This is a genomic window from Leptolyngbya sp. Heron Island J (assembly GCF_000482245.1).
Taxonomy (GTDB): Bacteria; Cyanobacteriota; Cyanobacteriia; order Phormidesmidales; family Phormidesmidaceae; genus Leptothoe.
Genome location: NZ_AWNH01000059.1, coordinates 54682 through 69916, shown reverse-complemented (window position 1 = coordinate 69916; position 15235 = coordinate 54682). Strand labels below are relative to the sequence as shown.

At 49.2% G+C, this 15235-nt stretch carries 20 protein-coding genes; 7 read left to right on the top strand and 13 right to left on the bottom strand.

Annotated elements, in window-relative coordinates:
- Nucleotides 1-146 precede the first annotated feature (146 nt).
- Nucleotides 147-2240, top strand: a complete 2094-nt coding sequence (locus tag N836_RS56215; protein WP_023073644.1) for a hypothetical protein — start codon at nucleotides 147-149, stop codon at nucleotides 2238-2240.
- A 571-nt stretch (nucleotides 2241-2811) separates the two neighbouring features.
- Here the strand turns inward: N836_RS56215 and N836_RS56210 are convergent.
- The 6 genes from N836_RS56210 to N836_RS56190 all read right to left on the bottom strand — a co-directional run bounded on the left by N836_RS56210 (nucleotide 2812) and on the right by N836_RS56190 (nucleotide 5292).
- Nucleotides 2812-2931: a photosystem II reaction center protein J gene (locus N836_RS56210; RefSeq protein ID WP_006518578.1), complete on the bottom strand. Its 120-nt coding sequence runs from the start codon at nucleotides 2929-2931 to the stop codon at nucleotides 2812-2814.
- Between the two features lie 81 nt (nucleotides 2932-3012).
- Nucleotides 3013-3132: a photosystem II reaction center protein L gene (locus N836_RS74705; protein ID WP_071789064.1), complete on the bottom strand. Its 120-nt coding sequence runs from the start codon at nucleotides 3130-3132 to the stop codon at nucleotides 3013-3015.
- Between the two features lie 9 nt (nucleotides 3133-3141).
- Complete coding sequence (gene psbF, locus N836_RS56205; RefSeq protein WP_023073642.1) at nucleotides 3142-3276, bottom strand: cytochrome b559 subunit beta; 135 nt, start codon at nucleotides 3274-3276, stop codon at nucleotides 3142-3144.
- Between the two features lie 39 nt (nucleotides 3277-3315).
- Nucleotides 3316-3561 (bottom strand): cytochrome b559 subunit alpha, encoded by a 246-nt coding sequence (gene psbE / locus N836_RS56200; protein ID WP_023073641.1) that lies wholly within the window; start codon nucleotides 3559-3561, stop codon nucleotides 3316-3318.
- Between the two features lie 206 nt (nucleotides 3562-3767).
- Nucleotides 3768-4820 carry a photosynthesis system II assembly factor Ycf48 gene (locus tag N836_RS56195; protein WP_081716898.1) on the bottom strand — a complete coding sequence of 351 codons (1053 nt, stop codon included), beginning with the start codon at nucleotides 4818-4820 and terminating at the stop codon, nucleotides 3768-3770.
- 85 nt (nucleotides 4821-4905) lie between these two features.
- On the bottom strand, nucleotides 4906-5292 hold the full coding sequence (locus N836_RS56190; RefSeq protein ID WP_023073639.1) for a rubredoxin: 387 nt from the start codon (nucleotides 5290-5292) through the stop codon (nucleotides 4906-4908).
- A 226-nt stretch (nucleotides 5293-5518) separates the two neighbouring features.
- Here N836_RS56190 and ndhC point away from each other — a divergent pair, with 226 nt between their 5' ends.
- From ndhC to N836_RS56170, 4 genes are all read left to right on the top strand, one after another.
- Nucleotides 5519-5881 (top strand): photosynthetic/respiratory NAD(P)H-quinone oxidoreductase subunit C, encoded by a 363-nt coding sequence (ndhC, locus tag N836_RS56185; protein ID WP_023073638.1) that lies wholly within the window; start codon nucleotides 5519-5521, stop codon nucleotides 5879-5881.
- Complete coding sequence (locus N836_RS56180; protein ID WP_023073637.1) at nucleotides 5872-6615, top strand: NADH dehydrogenase subunit K; 744 nt, start codon at nucleotides 5872-5874, stop codon at nucleotides 6613-6615. Before ndhC ends, N836_RS56180 begins: the two co-directional genes overlap by 10 nt.
- Nucleotides 6608-7135 (top strand): NAD(P)H-quinone oxidoreductase subunit J, encoded by a 528-nt coding sequence (locus N836_RS56175; protein WP_023073636.1) that lies wholly within the window; start codon nucleotides 6608-6610, stop codon nucleotides 7133-7135. The genes N836_RS56180 and N836_RS56175 overlap by 8 nt, the downstream gene beginning before the upstream one ends.
- 105 nt (nucleotides 7136-7240) lie before the next feature.
- Nucleotides 7241-8149, top strand: coding sequence for a Stf0 family sulfotransferase (locus N836_RS56170; protein WP_071789063.1), 909 nt, complete (start codon nucleotides 7241-7243; stop codon nucleotides 8147-8149).
- Between the two features lie 6 nt (nucleotides 8150-8155).
- Here N836_RS56170 and N836_RS56165 read toward each other — a convergent pair whose 3' ends face one another.
- Both N836_RS56165 and N836_RS56160 read right to left on the bottom strand, forming a co-directional pair.
- Nucleotides 8156-8809: a Fe2+-dependent dioxygenase gene (locus tag N836_RS56165; protein ID WP_023073634.1), complete on the bottom strand. Its 654-nt coding sequence runs from the start codon at nucleotides 8807-8809 to the stop codon at nucleotides 8156-8158.
- A gap of 99 nt (nucleotides 8810-8908) precedes the next feature.
- Nucleotides 8909-9970 (bottom strand): Fe(3+) ABC transporter substrate-binding protein, encoded by a 1062-nt coding sequence (locus tag N836_RS56160; protein WP_023073633.1) that lies wholly within the window; start codon nucleotides 9968-9970, stop codon nucleotides 8909-8911.
- Between the two features lie 316 nt (nucleotides 9971-10286).
- Between N836_RS56160 and N836_RS0138445 the strand changes: the two genes are divergently transcribed.
- Nucleotides 10287-10742, top strand: a complete 456-nt coding sequence (locus tag N836_RS0138445; RefSeq protein WP_031293115.1) for a Fur family transcriptional regulator — start codon at nucleotides 10287-10289, stop codon at nucleotides 10740-10742.
- On the opposite strand, the gene N836_RS56155 is transcribed toward N836_RS0138445, so the two are convergent.
- From N836_RS56155 to N836_RS0138440, 4 genes are all read right to left on the bottom strand, one after another.
- A complete protein-coding gene (locus tag N836_RS56155; protein WP_023073631.1) occupies nucleotides 10739-11203 on the bottom strand; it encodes a pentapeptide repeat-containing protein in 465 nt (154 codons plus the stop codon). The genes N836_RS0138445 and N836_RS56155 overlap by 4 nt on opposite strands.
- A 322-nt stretch (nucleotides 11204-11525) precedes the next feature.
- Entirely contained in the window at nucleotides 11526-12914 is a 1389-nt protein-coding gene (locus N836_RS56150) for an AtzE family amidohydrolase (protein WP_023073630.1), read from the bottom strand.
- Nucleotides 12914-13117 carry a DUF4089 domain-containing protein gene (locus N836_RS56145; RefSeq protein WP_023073629.1) on the bottom strand — a complete coding sequence of 68 codons (204 nt, stop codon included), beginning with the start codon at nucleotides 13115-13117 and terminating at the stop codon, nucleotides 12914-12916. The genes N836_RS56150 and N836_RS56145 overlap by 1 nt, the downstream gene beginning before the upstream one ends.
- 162 nt (nucleotides 13118-13279) lie before the next feature.
- Nucleotides 13280-13603, bottom strand: coding sequence for a hypothetical protein (locus N836_RS0138440; RefSeq protein ID WP_031293113.1), 324 nt, complete (start codon nucleotides 13601-13603; stop codon nucleotides 13280-13282).
- 183 nt (nucleotides 13604-13786) lie between these two features.
- Here N836_RS0138440 and uraD point away from each other — a divergent pair, with 183 nt between their 5' ends.
- Nucleotides 13787-14293 carry a 2-oxo-4-hydroxy-4-carboxy-5-ureidoimidazoline decarboxylase gene (gene uraD, locus N836_RS56140; RefSeq protein WP_023073627.1) on the top strand — a complete coding sequence of 169 codons (507 nt, stop codon included), beginning with the start codon at nucleotides 13787-13789 and terminating at the stop codon, nucleotides 14291-14293.
- A gap of 32 nt (nucleotides 14294-14325) precedes the next feature.
- Here uraD and purU read toward each other — a convergent pair whose 3' ends face one another.
- Nucleotides 14326-15180: a formyltetrahydrofolate deformylase gene (gene purU, locus N836_RS56135; RefSeq protein WP_023073626.1), complete on the bottom strand. Its 855-nt coding sequence runs from the start codon at nucleotides 15178-15180 to the stop codon at nucleotides 14326-14328.
- Between the last annotated feature and the right edge of the window lie 55 nt (nucleotides 15181-15235).

The following is a 15235-nucleotide window of genomic DNA, read 5'->3' as shown; positions in this document are numbered from 1 at the left end:
AGCTTAGGGAAAACCATGACTCCTATTGAAAAACGTGAGAACCGTAGCTATGTTTGCTAGGATTGCCCCTATGTTATGGCTAATTGGTAAGTGTATAGCCAATAGGCCACAGGTAATAGAGGCGAGTCTCTGACAGGTGTTATAGCATGCGTTATTGGGAGTTTTTAATTCAGCAGGAAGGCGATCAAACCTGGCTGCCTCTGGAAACACGACAGGTGGAAATTTTGGAGGGGCGCTATCGGATGGCGGCCCATACTAGCTATGACAGTATGGCTGTGGAAATTCGAGTGAGCCAGCTGCTGCTAGATGAAATTCCTCCTCGCCGCCGTGTGCGTAAGCGTAAGACTAATACTAATGACTCGGGTCTATTGGCGATTTTTCCCTTTATACAGCTGAGTCCTGGGCGTTGGGAGATTGATTGTAACAGTCCTGATGTGATTGAGGATTTTTTGGGTGAGGGAGGCTGGCATTATTCTGTTCAGCTGCAGGTGACTCCTCGGGATGATGATGATTGGGACCCGGATTGGTCAGAAGCGCCTGCTGAACACCAGCCACCGCCGAGCGATGCTCAATCATCATCGCCTCAGCCCATACCTTTCAAACGTCCTGATTTAGGGGCGGATAATGCTGCCCAGGTGGCTGAGTTTCAGCTACAGCTAAAACAGCAGGCCTATGTCACCCAGGTGGGGCAGTCATTGACCTTGGCAGGGCAGCTCTTACAGACAGCTGGTGAACCGCTATCCCATGGTCAGCTTTGGGTACAGCTGCGAGACCCGCAAACGGCTAGCATGCTGCAAGAAATTGCCTTTGATGTGCCTAATCAAGCGTTACCTGCGCCATTTTCGGTGACGATTACTTTGCCGGATAAGCTGTCTACCCAGGTGATTTTGGGGGCGCTTTCTCTGGTTGAACAAAAGGGGCCCCAGGCGAAAACGGTGCTGGCCTCTGCTTCATTTACGGTGACCCTGGGGTTGGCTCAAATGCTGGATGCGATCGCAAATCAGCCCAACCTCGAATTTGAAGAAGAAATCTCCATTTTTCCAGGATCCACCGAAGCTTTTATCCCGCCCCCAGAAAAATCAGAAGCGCTACTCACTGGGGATACCGCCATTATTCCTAAAGAAATCGTCCCTTCTGAAGGATTAACCCTCCCACCCCAAATAAAACCATCTAGCGATCTGGCCCCAGATCACCAGCCAGAGCTGCCCACGTTTTCGGCTGAAGCCGCCAGCAGTTTTCGCGCAAACGAAGCTAGTACCTCAGCAGCGCCGCTGCCAAACGAGCCTCCAGAGCCTTCTACTGAGGAGGTTGCAACTGAGGAGGCTGCAGCCAATCAGCTACTCGATGACTTCAACAGAGAGACTGACGAGGTGGATGCATTTGAATTGGAGCAGCCCGATGTTCAACCCGAGATGCTCCCGGCCAATGCTCCGACGACTGACAAGCCGACACCGTTTGCTGAGCCCAATGTGTTTGATCTCGGTAGCCGCATTGAAGATGATGATTTAGATCGCGATGTGGCTACCGCCGCTTTGGACGAAGAGGTTGTACCCCAGTCGCCTGCACCCGCTGCTAAAAGACCAATCGGTAATTTTTCAAGCGCTAGCTCACGGTCAATAGAACCCCAATGGGACCCAGCTGCGGCTGCCATTGATCGCGCCTTTGAGAAATTACAGTTACAGGAGCGATTCTGGCAGAAGCTCAATATGTTTACCCTGGATGGCTATCGCCAGGCTCTGGAAGTCAAGCGAGCATTGAATATTTCTGAGGCGTTGCCAGAAGAGGGGAGTCAGCAAAGCAAGGAGTTTGTTGTTCCCGAACCCCCAAAACCTAACCGTTGGGAGCAGCATAGAAAAAAACAAGAGGCTGGAGATCCCATTCAAGTGATGCCCCCCATGTTGGACGTGCCTGAACAAGAACTGGTGGCTGGGGAATGGATTGCGATCAAAGTACGTGTCCCAACTGGTGACTATCAACCCTACGTCAAAGTGTGGATGAATGATCTACAAACACGCACCGTCATTGACGCCCCTCGACTGTTAATGCAATTTATCCCCAATGATAATAATGAGCTGGAAACGATGATCCGCGTTCAGGTGCCCAATGGCTGTTTAGAACTCCAGTTTGCTGCCATCTCAGTAGACATGGCGACCTTACAGGAAAGCCGTAAGGTTATTCAAAATCGACGGGTGTTACCACCGGACGACACCCTATCCATATTTGATAGTTGGGATATCTAGGATGGACGCTGAAGGGGGAGTAATGAACTGATGCTGTCCATCGCGGCTGGGGGATATGTAGTGAAGGGCGGAGGAAGGCCGTATCTTGTATATTCCCTGCAAACTTTCGAAACAATTGACATATACCGCATCAAATCGCAGTAAATTAAGGGCTAGGTCATAGACCCACATCCAAGTTAGAGTGCTGGGCTTTCTTTAAGGAAATCCTGTTGTTTTGGGTGTGACAATGATTCAAATCCTTAGAGCATTTGCTCATCGTTGAGAGATAGGAGACCCGATATATGGATACATCCCTTTTGCCTCAAGTCATGGTGCCCATCGTAGCTGTCCATGCATTTGCATTTATGATTGCTATGTTCCTGTATGTAGAACAGGAAGAAACATCAGTGTAGACAATATGCTGTAAGCCCACCACTCAAAGTTTGATTGAAAAGCCCCTCAGGTTTACCCTGAGGGGCTTTTCAACGCCTATTTAACTTTGTGAGCACGCTGGCAACAGATTTAAGGCGCTCATAGAGCCTCAAGTAGCCCTAGAACTCGGTTACCTGAGGTCCACAAAAGCAGGTACGGATTAAACACCCGAACCAACGCCAGCATAGGCACCATAGAAAAACAAACCAACTACTACTAGCACACCAGTGCCAGCAACGGTTGCCACAATCCAAAGGGGAATTCGGCCATCCTTAAACATGTATTTCTCTCCTATCTATCGCCTACTCTCGTGAAAATGAGCATAGACAGCCGCTAGTATGGCTACCTACACCTGCTGTATCTAGTTGAAGAAATAGCTGGAAAATAACAGTCCCAAGATAAAAACGAGAAGCAAACCCAAGAACAAAGATGTCCGGTTTAACTCAACGGGCTGCTTATTGGGATTCGGGGTTCTGTCCACAGTAATCTCCTATCGCTGAATAAACTGCATTGCAGCAATGGCACCCAAGAAAAAGACTGTGGGAATGCCAAGGGCATGAACGGAAAGCCAACGTACCGTAAAAATGGGATAAACGACGGGCTCGTTAGGATTGCTACTGGTCATAGGGGAATTCCAATCTCAATTGACATCAATAAGGGAGAACTAATTACCAAACTGGGTAATTTGGTTGTCTGCATCGTAGCGGTTTTCAAGAATCGGTACTTGAACCTGGTTGTTTGGGAAGTACTCGTTAGGACGGGGAGTGCCAAAAACGTCGTACGCCAGGCCAGTGGACACAAATAACCAACCTGCAATAAACAATGCAGGGATGGTAATGCTGTGGATAACCCAGTAGCGAATACTCGTAATGATGTCTGAAAAAGGTCGTTCTCCAGTATTACCGGCCATTGCACAATCTCCTCTTAACAGTGAATAGGCGTTGAATTGCATCTAAGCTGACGCCCAGAGAGTTTATCTCTGAAGAATCCCGTCCTAGATGCGAAAAGGGTTTAGTACCATCATAGGGAACAGGGCATATCCCTATCAAGCAACAATTAAGGATTACTTCACGTTTTTGCTTTGCTGAGGGTATTTAAAAACTGAACTGAGTTGCCCTAAACCGTTGTATCTTCGGGGACATAGCGAAGTAGGTAGCCGCGCTGGCCCAAAATAAAGCCTTTATCACTGTCAAAGAATTTGACTCGATAAAGGTTTGAGGGTACATCGCTAATGGGTTCGTCCTTTAACCAGGTTTCACCCCCATCGGAACTCATGAGTAGAGTACCGCTACCACCGCTCACCCAAAGTTCATTCTCGTTACGATAGCCAATGTCTAAGAATCCCCAGCTTGTACCGATTTCAGGTCGTACGGGGTCACCCCAGGTCTCATACTTGATGGCCTCTGGTGCTGCGTCGGGCTGGGTAAATTGCATCTGACCCCCTCGGGCAATCAGCCAAAGATTGCCGTCGCTGGTAAAGCCCATGTTTTGTAAACGCTTAGAATTTTCGCGATTGTGGGGCTGCCAGCTATCTTCACCGGGTTCCCAGGTGGAGTAGAAGTTTCCCCGAGAAGAGACGGCAACATAACGACCGTCGTTGCTACGGGTCATGTTGCGGACAACGCCGACTGCTGCTTGCACCAGCGCAGTCCAGTTACGTCCGCTGTCTTCTGTACGATAAATGGCTCCTACATCAGTAGCCATTTCAACGGACCCTTTGGCCAGGGCAGTGACCATCAGGGGATTGCCTGGTAGCTGATTACTGAGGGGGACATTGGCCCATGACTTACCGCCATCGGTGGTGTGGAGCAACACGCTCGGTAACCCAGACACCCAGCCTTCATCCCCAACAAAGCTGACAGAGGTAAAGGTATAGCGCTGTTCGCCGAGATCCAGTACCTTTTGTTCCCAGGTCTGACCGCCGTCGTTGGTTTCAAATAATGAAGACCGACTGCCCACCAGCCACCCGTGGTTGCTGTCGGTTGTAAATGCTACATCAGAAAAGGTGGCGTCTGTTTCCAGGGCTAACATTTGCCAGGGATTGCTCTCCAGGCCAGGCAAGAAAAATTTGGTACAGCCGACGGTGAGAATTGCGATCGCAACCAGCGCCAGTTGCCTTAGCCGCATCGCCCATCGCCCATTAAAAAAGTCCGTTAAAACCGTTTGCATCTCTACTAAATCAAGACAAATAAACAAATCTAGACCGCTAGACTGAGCAACCTGGCTGAGCAACACCCACCAGATCAACTAAGACCTATCTAAGACCGTACAAACTCATAAAGAATAAGAAGGCCACGCCCAGGGCTCCAAAAATGAGCAAATTCTTTTGTCCAGGGGTCAGGGTGTTAACCCCAAGGCCATACCCTAGATTTTCACTAAATCCAGACGGTTTACCAGCTGGACCAATACTGGTAAATAGCTTGGCACGCGACCCACACACCGGACAGCGCCAGGTGATAGGTAGCTCTTCAAAGGGCACACCAGGCGGAATATCAGCTTTACCATCCCCCCTCACTGGCTCATATACATAGCCACATGGACGGCACTCATAGCGATCCATCTCATAGGGCGTGGGCGGTGCAGACGGCTCTTCAGTCTCAGGCGCATCTGCCAATGGCTTAGCATCAGGCTCAGTACTCATGGGAGGTTCCGATAGCGTTGATGTAAACAATTATTACACAATGCGTTGCGTCTCCTGACATCGGTCATCGTCGTGACGATCTTCACAACGATATCTATGGACAAAGCTCAGGATTTTTAATGTCGGATTTTGCTATCCCAATCGGATTAGCCTACACAGCTGACTAGAATAGAAGTAAGCTTATTGGGGGCATACAGCCCACTCGGAAGAAATTACAAAGACGCGCGTGTTTGTACTAACTGGATACGAATACTTTCTACTCTTTTTGATTATTTGCAGTCTGGTGCCCGTGCTGGCATTAGGGGCAGCTAAGCTGCTGGGGGCCAAGGGTACAGGTGCAGCTCGACGTACAACTTACGAGTCTGGCATGGAGCCCATTGGCGGTGCCTGGATTCAGTTCAACATTCGCTACTACATGTTTGCCCTGGTATTCGTCATTTTTGACGTCGAAACGGTTTTCTTATACCCCTGGGCAGTCGCTTTCCATAAGTTAGGTGTACTAGCCTTTGTAGAAGCTCTGATTTTTATTGCAATTTTACTTATCGGTCTGGTTTACGCATGGCGTAAAGGAGCATTGGAATGGTCATAAAGACGCCCTCAGGTGGTTCCTTGATTGGTGACAACGAGCGGGTGATGAATCCGGCTGCCCCGCCTACGGTCACCCAGGATTTATCGGAAAACGTAATTCTTACTACGGTTGATGACATCTACAACTGGACGCGGCTGTCCAGTCTGTTCCCACTGCTGTATGGCACGGCCTGCTGCTTTATTGAGTTTGCGGCTTTGCTGGGGTCCAGGTTTGACTTTGACCGATTTGGCCTAGCTCCTCGTTCCAGTCCGCGTCAGGCCGATCTAATCATCACGGCTGGTACAGTCACTATGAAAATGGCTCCAGCGCTGGTACGGCTTTATGAACAAATGCCTGAACCAAAATATGTGATTGCCATGGGAGCCTGCACCATCACTGGCGGTATGTTTAGCGTTGATTCACCATCGGCTGTTCGCGGTGTCGATAAACTCATTCCAGTTGACGTTTACATTCCAGGTTGCCCCCCGCGACCAGAAGCCATCTTTGATGCTGTGGTTAAACTTCGTAAAAAGGTCGCTAATGAATCCATGCGTGAGCGTGGTGTTCTAGAGCAGACCCACCGCTACTACACTCGTGGCCACAAGATGGAAGTGGTCGATCCAATTCTTACCGGTAAATATATTCGTTCCGGTACTCGCGAAGCTCCTCCTAAAGAGCTGATGCAGGCCATGGGTATGCCCATGAATCTGCCCGAGTCCGAAAGCGTTACTCAGGAGGGCCAAGCTGATGGCTGATGAAGAAACTAAGCCTGCAGCCGAAGAAGCAGGTGCTCTAGTCGAGCCTGGTTCTGTATCGAGCTGGCTAACCGAGCAAGGGTTTGCCCATGAAATTATGGAGCGCGACCATCTGGGTATCGAGCTGCTTAAAGTGGAGCCGCAGTTTTTAATTCCCTTTTGCACCGCACTCTATGCCTATGGTTTTAATTACCTGCAGTGCCAGGGAGCCTATGATGCCGGTCCTGGCCAGCCGTTAGTCAGTTTTTATCATCTGCTCAAGGTCAGTGATAATGCTGATCAGCCTGAAGAAGTTCGCATTAAAGTTTATCTGCCTCGGGAGAATCCTAAGGTTCCTTCGGTCTATTGGATTTGGAAGACTGCTGATTGGCAAGAGCGTGAAAGCTATGACATGTATGGGATTATCTACGAAGGTCATCCCAACCTGAAGCGATTACTGATGCCTGAGGACTGGGTTGGCTGGCCTCTGCGTAAGGACTATATCTCTCCAGACTTCTACGAATTGCAGGATGCCTACTAACGAGGCGTGGCTAAGCTTTGCACCTGTAAACTGTTGCTGGTTATTGCTAACAGCCATGCTTAGACCTTGCAACTGAGGGTCGGTATCAAACTTTGAAAGCCCACATTGGCAGCGGATTTGGTCAGCGACCATCTGCCAGTGTGGGTTTTCCATTACTATGGGTTAGTATCTGGGCGTAAAACTACCGATATGTCATTCTCCAACGCGATTCCGGCTAATTTACTACCAACCAGGAGTATTATCGTTTGCTCTACTGGTCGTTCGGGTAGTACATTGCTGTGTTCAACCTTGAGTGGTCTCAACTGTGCTGGCGACCCCAAAGAGTATTTTCTGCCTAAGCAGTTAGCTCAAAACGCAGTTGATTCATCAGCTGATCAACTGTATCGCTATCTTCCTCAGGTATATCAATTAGGAACGACTCCCAACGGTGTTTTTAGTGTCAAACTCCATTGGGATCATATGAAGTCTTTGTTGCAAATCGCTCGCACTGATTCTGCATTGCAGGGAAAATCGGATCTAGACATTTTGACCCTGCTGTTTCCCAATCCCTGTTTTGTTTTTATTAGACGAAACAACTTGGTTAAACAGGCCATTTCCATGGAAATTGGCCATCAGACTGGGGTTTATGCGGTTTCAAAAGACTTTGGTGGACAGCTGCCCTATCAGGAGCAAAAACTCTTTTTTAAACCCCTTAATATCTATCGATATAAACAAGGACTGCTGAGGCGAAATGCCAATTGGATATCGTTTTTCAACGATCACGACCTGGCGTTTTTTGAAGTGGTATATGAAGAACTGGTGCGAGAGCTGGCTCCAACTATTCACAGGATTTTGGCCTTTTCTGATATTGAGCTGCCCACAGACGGGAGCGAGATTACCCAGGTGACTAGAAAACAGGGTAACCAAACTAATGAAAACTGGTTTAAGTATTACAGCTGGCTACCTGAAGGATGGTTAGCTCGCTATTCTGACTTGAGAAGCTTGGTTAGAAAGATGATTGCTAATCAAGCCTAGCAGCGTTTATTCTGCCCACTGTCTCAGTAAGTTAGAAACGCTTTTGGAGAGCAAATCAAACTCGACGGTCTTGCCCTGTTGGGCGAACAAGGAGCGTCGTACTGTATCAATATCGAACAGAAGTTCACGCTGGGCTGGATCGCGGACCAGGCTTTGTACCCAGCCGATGGTCACTAAGCGCTCACCAGCGGTCACTTCATTCACGCGATGCAGAGTTGATGATGGGTACACCAGGACGCTGCCTGCGGCTAGCCTATAGCTTTGTTCATCGTCGGGCCCTTCGAGCACCAGTTCACCGCCCTCATAGGTGCTGGGTTCGTTGAGAAAAAGGGTGAAGGATACATCGGCTCGCCAGTTGCCCATCATGGCATTATCGGCGTGGGTGCCGTAGGACATGCCGGCGCTGTAGCGACTAAATCGTAAGCTGTGTATCTGTTTGGGGCGCACAGCTGTTTGGAATAACGGGTGACGGCTGAGGGCATTTTTAACCGTTGTCTCTAGCTCTTGGCCAGCCCCACGCTTGAGCTGCTGATTGTGTTTTACCTGTTTGGCATACCAACCAGCGGTGGCCTTCCCATCGACAAACTCAGCTTTGGCCAGGGCCTCACGGATCTGCTGCAGCTCATCTGCAGAGAGGATGTTGGGAATTTGAAATAGCATTGATACATTCCAGCAAACTTGCTGAACTCCTTAGACGTTCTGCCCGTGCGAAAACCTGTCACCAGTCCTGGCCGCTGGCGGAACACAGCTAGGGCTTGATTATTTCCAACCCACGCGGTCGACGAGTTTAACCACCTCAGGGTTATTACGCCCATAGGCTGAGACGTTCACCTCATCGAATTTGAATTCTCCTAGTTCTGCCACGACCGGATCGATGTCAATGTCCTCTATAACCGGATATTCGTTATTGCTATTGGCAAAAACTTGCTGGGCTTCAGGGCTGACTAGAAATTCTAGAAATGCGATCGCACTTTCCCTATTTTCAGCCCCGGTGACCACACCCACCCCGCTAATATTCACATGGGTGCCACGATCGGCCTGATTCGGGAAAAATACAGCTGTTTGGGCGATTATCTCTTGATTTTCTGGGTCATCAGATTTTGCCAGCCGCGCCCAATAATAATGATTAACGATGGCCACATCACACTGACCGGCGGCCACTGCTTGAATCTGATTCACGTCGCCGCCGTCGGGATCGCGGGCAAAATTATTCACCAACCCCGTAGCCCAGGTCTCAGTCGCTTCTACGCCAACGGTTTCAATAAAAGACCCCAGCAGCGACTGATTGTAGATATTGCCAGAGCTGCGCACACAGATCCGTCCGTTCCAGGCTGGTTCCGCCAGGGCCTCGTAGGTGGATAGCTCAGCGGGAGCCACCGTATCGGTGTTATAGACCAGCACCCGCGCCCGCTTGGTGAGGCCGTACCAGAGACCGTCAGGATGGCGCAGGCTGGCAGGCACTTTTTCATCCAGCACAGGTGACGAAACCGCCTGCAAAATTCCGGCTTCTTCGGCTCGCCATAGCCGACCCGCGTCTACGGTGATAAAAACATCGGCTGGGCTGGCGTCGCCTTCGGCTTTAATCCGCTCGATAAGTTCGTCTGATTTACCCTCTATGACATTGACCTGAATGCCGGTTTGCTCGGTAAAGCTGGCAAATAAGTCGTCGTCAACAGCATAATGACGGGCGGAATAAACGTTGACAGCAGCCTCTGGGGTGGCAGTATCTGCGGGTGCGGCAGTTTCCTGGGACTGGTTATTACAGCTTGCGATCGCAAGTGACATCAGTGCAGTCCACAAGACAACAGGTTTAAATGACATGGCCGCCAGTTAATGGGAAACTTTCTCAAGTGATATTCTACGGGAAAACTGGGCCGCTTAAAATTCCAGTCCGTCAAGATCTTCCGCCGATAGCAAAATACATAAACCGAGATCAGAGCTTTTTTGATCTCCTCAGACCGTTATGTCCAAACCTATATATAACGAGGATTGTAAATTTAAGACCCTGGATCAGGCATTATTCTCTCACGAACTTTTAGATATCATTTGCAATAATCTAAAACTATTGCAAATAGCTGAAGAGTTCGCTATGATTCTCATTAGGCTTTTGCTAATGACACTCAACAGAGGAACGGCCATGGTCTCATACACTCCCGCAGCAATGAAGGCCGAACTCCATGAACGCGGATGGCGCATGACTCCCCAGCGGGAAATTATATTAAATACGTTTCAGAATATCGAGAAAGGTCAGCATCTCAGCGCTGAAGAGCTGTGCGAGCTACTCAAAGAAGAAGGAGAGCCGATTAGTCTCTCAACGATTTATCGCAATCTGAAGCTCATGTCTCGCATGGGAATTTTGCGCGAGCTGGAGCTAGCTGAAGGGCAAAAACGCTACGAGATTAACCAGCCATCACCCCATCACCATCACCATTTGATCTGTGTGCGGTGCAATAAAACTATTGAGTTTAAAAACGACTCAGTGCTGAAAGCTGGGGCTAAGATGGCGGATAAGTCAGGCTATCATCTGCTGGACTGTCAGCTGTTAATCCATGCGGTATGCCCATCCTGTCAGCGTTCGATTATGCCGGTTTAGGGCGTTGTCTCTTCGTAATCTTCGTAATCTTCGTAGGGGCCACCAATGCTGATGGGGGTCCCCACCACCTGAGCCTCAGCAATATTGATGTTGTCTAGCGAAGCGTTGGTAACATCCGTAAAGTAGAGGGCTGAACCGGATAAGTCTGCGTTATCTAGGACCGCCGATTCAAAGACTGCATTGGTCAAAAATGCATTGCTTAAATTGGCCCCCGTCAAATTGGCATGAGTCAGATCGGCTCCTTCAAGGTTGCTGCCCGCCAGGTTAGCCCCTTGTAAATTAGCGCCTCGCAAATCGGCCCCAATCAGGTGGGACGACTGTAAATCGGCTCCTGAGAGATCGCAAAAAGCACAGATGCCCGTGAGTTCTAACCGTTGGAGATCCTCTTCAGATGCGGCCTGCCCTGGGAGGACCACAAGAATGGGCACAATTAAAGCAAGTAGCGTGCTGCGTAGCAACATCGGTAATCTCCTCAATGGCTCTAAACAATTCAGCTGTCGGAGAACATGGAACACAAACCGTATCAAGCTTGAAGCGTTTCATAGTCCCAATTAGGTCCAATTTAAAAACCTGTCGTTTCTTCTACAGCAGAACCCTATCTATGGATATGACAAGCTTTAATTGCCTAACTGTTTTGATTAACGTTTAATGTGTGTGTCACTACTGCAGTGTCACATCTCGATCTTGACACAGGCTTTCGGGAATTGCCTAGGGTCTTAACAACCCATAACCATTCACTTTTCTGTAAATTTACTGACAATTTCCGCCATTAGCTCACGTCAGCTATGCGCTATGGGCGGCGGCTCTCTCGCTGGTGCGAGCAGAGAGTACTCCCGCTTGTTCTAAGGCGGCGGCTACCTGAAAAATGGTGGTTTCATCATATGGTCGGGCAATCAGCTGGATGCCAACTGGTAATTCTCCTGGCAGCTGTACCGGCACCGACAGCACTGGCAGGCCAATAAATGAGAGCGGCTGGGTATAGAAGCCAAGATGGGGTCTGACCAGTACTGACTCGCCATCTAAGTCCATGGTTGTCTGGTCAATCAGTGGTGCAGGGCAGGGAGTGGTGGGCGCTAAAATTAAGTCCACAGTTTTAAATACCTGGCTCACCTGCTCGCTATACCAGCGCCGAAAACGCTGGGCCTGATGGTACCAGTTACTGGGGATTAAAGCGCCCGCTACAAATCGGTCGCGGGTGGCGGGATCAAAGTCTTGCAAGCGAGTTTGCAGTCGGGATAGATGGAGCTGACTGCCTTCACTGGCAGTAATGATATATGCGGCGGCTCGGGCTCGGGCCGATTCTGGAAGCGTCACTCTGTGGGTAGCGTTGAGGGTTTTGCCAACAATGTCCAATGCCTGGGCTACGGTGGATGTCATGCCTCGGGCAAAATGATCGCCGGCGATGGCGAGGCGTAGATTGGTGATATCCCCTGATAAATCGACTTTGGCCTCCGGTTGATTCGTGCAGATGGGATCGCGGGGATCGTATCCTTGCAGGGCATTAAATGCGATCGCAACATCTTGAACCGACCTGGCAAACGGGCCAATATGATCCAAACTACTCGAAAACAAGTAAGCTCCGGCTCGTGAGAGTCGCCCATAGGTGGGCTTAAATCCATACACCCCACAAAGTGATGCCGGTACCCGAATAGAACCATTGGTGTCAGAGCCTAGGGTGAGCGGCACCAGACCCGCTGCCACCGCCGCTGCTGACCCGCCGGAAGAGCCCCCTGAAATACGAGTTGGGTCGTGGGGGTTGGGCGTGATCCCGTAGTGATGATTGACCGTAACAAACCCGTAGGCATACTCATCCATATTGAGTGCCCCGACCAAAATGGCTCCAGCCGCCTTTAACCGGGCAACAGCAGTTGCATCTGCTGGGGCTGGGGCATGGTCTCGATTAATCTTCGAACCTGCCAGGGTGACCGTGCCAGCAATATCAAAGAGATTTTTAACAGCAAAGGGTACCCCAGCCAATGGACCAATCGAGGCTCCGTTAGCCAGCTTTTGATCGATTGTCGCGGCGGCTGCTAGGGCCGATTCTGCCAAAATATCGGTAAAACAATTAAGTTGTTGATCCTGTTTTGCAATCTGTTCTAGGGTCTCTGTCACAACTGCATGGGCTGTGGTTTCCCTATGATTGACCTGATGGGCAATTTCCCTTGCTTGCATCACGGCTCAAACCTCGGTGCAGCTTCAAGATCATCGGGTAGGGGAAACTCTAGTACGGGTTGTGCGATCGCTTGAACTTGCTTAAAGTTTTCAACAACGCTCGCCATTTGCTCCGGTGGAATGGATAGTCCCAACAGCAAGGCTGTATGTTGCACGTAGGCGCTGATGTCAGGTGAAGAAATCGGTGGATTGACCTGTGACATTTTGCATTCGAAGTTGGAGGATGTTGAGTTTAGTCTCCCTGAGCATTGGGGAAACCCCAGTTTGCCTAATTGAAAAACCGTAAGTTTTCTGCCATTGAAGGGGCCTCAATAGCTGAGGACTCATTGGGACGGCCTACTGAATCAAGGATTAAATGACCCTATTTACAGCCCCTGGGTGTCTAGCGCTGTCATTTCGTCCAACAAGTCCTTCATAAAATTTTCGGGATTCTTAAGGTTCATCTCTGAAAGCGCCACCATTTCTTCGATGCTGTATTGATCATCGCTATCGACCACATCTGTAATCCAAGTAGAGATTGTTTCGGGATTTTGCAACAATTCTTCAGCAAACTGTAGCGGGCTTTTCTCTGAATTTTTGGCATCCACCTTCGCTGCCAGACATAGCCCTAATAGCTTACCCAGTGTGGTTTCGGGGGTTGTACATAAGAGAAACGCCATTGTCTGGGTCAAAAGCTGTTCCTTCTGCATCGGAAATCTCCCGGATCGATACGTTGGCAATGGTTGTCCTTGATTAATCTGACCAAGTCCAAAGTCGGGGGATAACACCCCCTGACGATAACTCTGGATATGATGCATGCTGCGCGTAAACTATACCATAGGGCTAAAGCTCAATCTTGTGACCTATGGTCTTGATACAACTGGTAGTTAACTATGGGACATCACACCATCGCTGAAATCAACCAAATGACTTGCTCAGAGTTTGTTACAGCGTTTGGCGCAGTATTTGAAGACACCCCCAGTATTGCGGAACAGACTTGGCATCAGCGACCATTTTTGGACTCAGCTCATCTGTATCAAATTATGACAACTCTGGTTGCGCAGATGTCTAAAGAGGCTCAACTAGACCTAATTAGAGCCCATCCTGACCTAGGAAGCCGAGTGCAAATGGCTCCTGCCTCGGTGCAAGAACAAACTGATGTCGGCCTAAATTGTCTGAGTCCAAAGGAATATGAGCAGTTTCAAATGCTAAACACTGCCTACCAAAACAAGTTTGGCTTTCCCTTTATTATGGCTGTCAAAGGACAGACAAAAGAGATAATATTGGCTGCATTTAATCAACGTTTAGACAATACCCAGATCCAAGAACAACAACAGGCCCTGCTGGAAATTACTAAAATTGCTCGCTTTCGTCTCAATGATTTATTGGCAGTCCCATAGACCCAGGCTGTAGGGTATTTATGATCTAACCCCTAGGCGAAGACCACAGTACGATTGCCATAGACTAGAACACGATTTTGCAGGTGCAGGCGTACGGCTCGTGCCAGCACCACCCGCTCTAAATCCTTGCCCTTACGAATTAAATCACTGACCTGATCGCGATGGCTCACATGGACTACATCCTGCTCAATAATTGGACCGGCATCTAAGTCTGACGTTACGTAGTGTCCGGTAGCCCCAATAATTTTCACACCACGCTCGTAGGCACGATGATAGGGATTGGCTCCCACAAACGCTGGCAAAAATGAATGGTGAATGTTGATTACCCTGGGAAACTGTTTGATAAAGTCAGGGCTGAGAATTTGCATATATTTAGCGAGCACCACTAAATCAATGGAGTGTTCTTGTAACAGGGCAAGCTGCTTGGCTTCTTGCTCAGTTTTCGTTGCTTTGGTGATAGGAATGTGGTGAAAGGCAATATTAAACTGTTGCGCAATGGGCCGGAGTAGTTCGTGATTGCTAATGATCAAGGGGATCTCTGCAGCTAGCTCACCTGCTTGGTGTCGCCACAGCAAATCTAGCAAACAGTGATTTTGTTTGCTCACCCAAATGGCTGCGCGAGGAATCACATCCGAAAAGTGTAGCTCCCACGTAGCTCCTAGCGGTGTGGCAATGGAGTCAAAGGCCGGTCCAATCAGCTCTCGCCGCAGATTAAAGCCATCTAGCTGCCATTCAATGCGGGATAAAAATAGCTCTGATGGTTCATCTCGGTGCTGGTCAGCATGGACAATATTGCCGCCGTTGGCGTAGATAAAATTCGCAATTTTAGCGACCAGTCCTTGCTGGTCAGGACAAGAAATTAAAAGTGTTGCAGTGGGTATGGTCACAGTTGGAAAGGCTTACAACACCAACATCCTACAAAAACAAAGGGTCAGGAACACA

What these genes read in the sequence shown, in the direction of transcription:
- psbE (WP_023073641.1), bottom strand. Translation starts at nt 3,561, where the DNA reads ATGGCCGGTAATACTGGAGAACGACCTTTTTCAGACATCATTACGAGT.
- N836_RS56215 (WP_023073644.1), top strand. Translation starts at nt 147, where the DNA reads ATGCGTTATTGGGAGTTTTTAATTCAGCAGGAAGGCGATCAAACCTGG.
- N836_RS0138445 (WP_031293115.1), top strand. Translation starts at nt 10,287, where the DNA reads ATGGTCTCATACACTCCCGCAGCAATGAAGGCCGAACTCCATGAACGC.
- psbF (WP_023073642.1), bottom strand. Translation starts at nt 3,276, where the DNA reads ATGACCAGTAGCAATCCTAACGAGCCCGTCGTTTATCCCATTTTTACG.
- N836_RS56175 (WP_023073636.1), top strand. Translation starts at nt 6,608, where the DNA reads ATGGCTGATGAAGAAACTAAGCCTGCAGCCGAAGAAGCAGGTGCTCTA.
- uraD (WP_023073627.1), top strand. Translation starts at nt 13,787, where the DNA reads ATGGGACATCACACCATCGCTGAAATCAACCAAATGACTTGCTCAGAG.
- N836_RS0138440 (WP_031293113.1), bottom strand. Translation starts at nt 13,603, where the DNA reads ATGCAGAAGGAACAGCTTTTGACCCAGACAATGGCGTTTCTCTTATGT.
- N836_RS56145 (WP_023073629.1), bottom strand. Translation starts at nt 13,117, where the DNA reads ATGTCACAGGTCAATCCACCGATTTCTTCACCTGACATCAGCGCCTAC.
- N836_RS56190 (WP_023073639.1), bottom strand. Translation starts at nt 5,292, where the DNA reads ATGAGTACTGAGCCTGATGCTAAGCCATTGGCAGATGCGCCTGAGACT.
- N836_RS56180 (WP_023073637.1), top strand. Translation starts at nt 5,872, where the DNA reads ATGGTCATAAAGACGCCCTCAGGTGGTTCCTTGATTGGTGACAACGAG.
- N836_RS56165 (WP_023073634.1), bottom strand. Translation starts at nt 8,809, where the DNA reads ATGCTATTTCAAATTCCCAACATCCTCTCTGCAGATGAGCTGCAGCAG.
- N836_RS56195 (WP_081716898.1), bottom strand. Translation starts at nt 4,820, where the DNA reads ATGCAAACGGTTTTAACGGACTTTTTTAATGGGCGATGGGCGATGCGG.
- N836_RS56160 (WP_023073633.1), bottom strand. Translation starts at nt 9,970, where the DNA reads ATGTCATTTAAACCTGTTGTCTTGTGGACTGCACTGATGTCACTTGCG.
- N836_RS56210 (WP_006518578.1), bottom strand. Translation starts at nt 2,931, where the DNA reads ATGTTTAAGGATGGCCGAATTCCCCTTTGGATTGTGGCAACCGTTGCT.
- N836_RS56150 (WP_023073630.1), bottom strand. Translation starts at nt 12,914, where the DNA reads ATGCAAGCAAGGGAAATTGCCCATCAGGTCAATCATAGGGAAACCACA.
- N836_RS56155 (WP_023073631.1), bottom strand. Translation starts at nt 11,203, where the DNA reads ATGTTGCTACGCAGCACGCTACTTGCTTTAATTGTGCCCATTCTTGTG.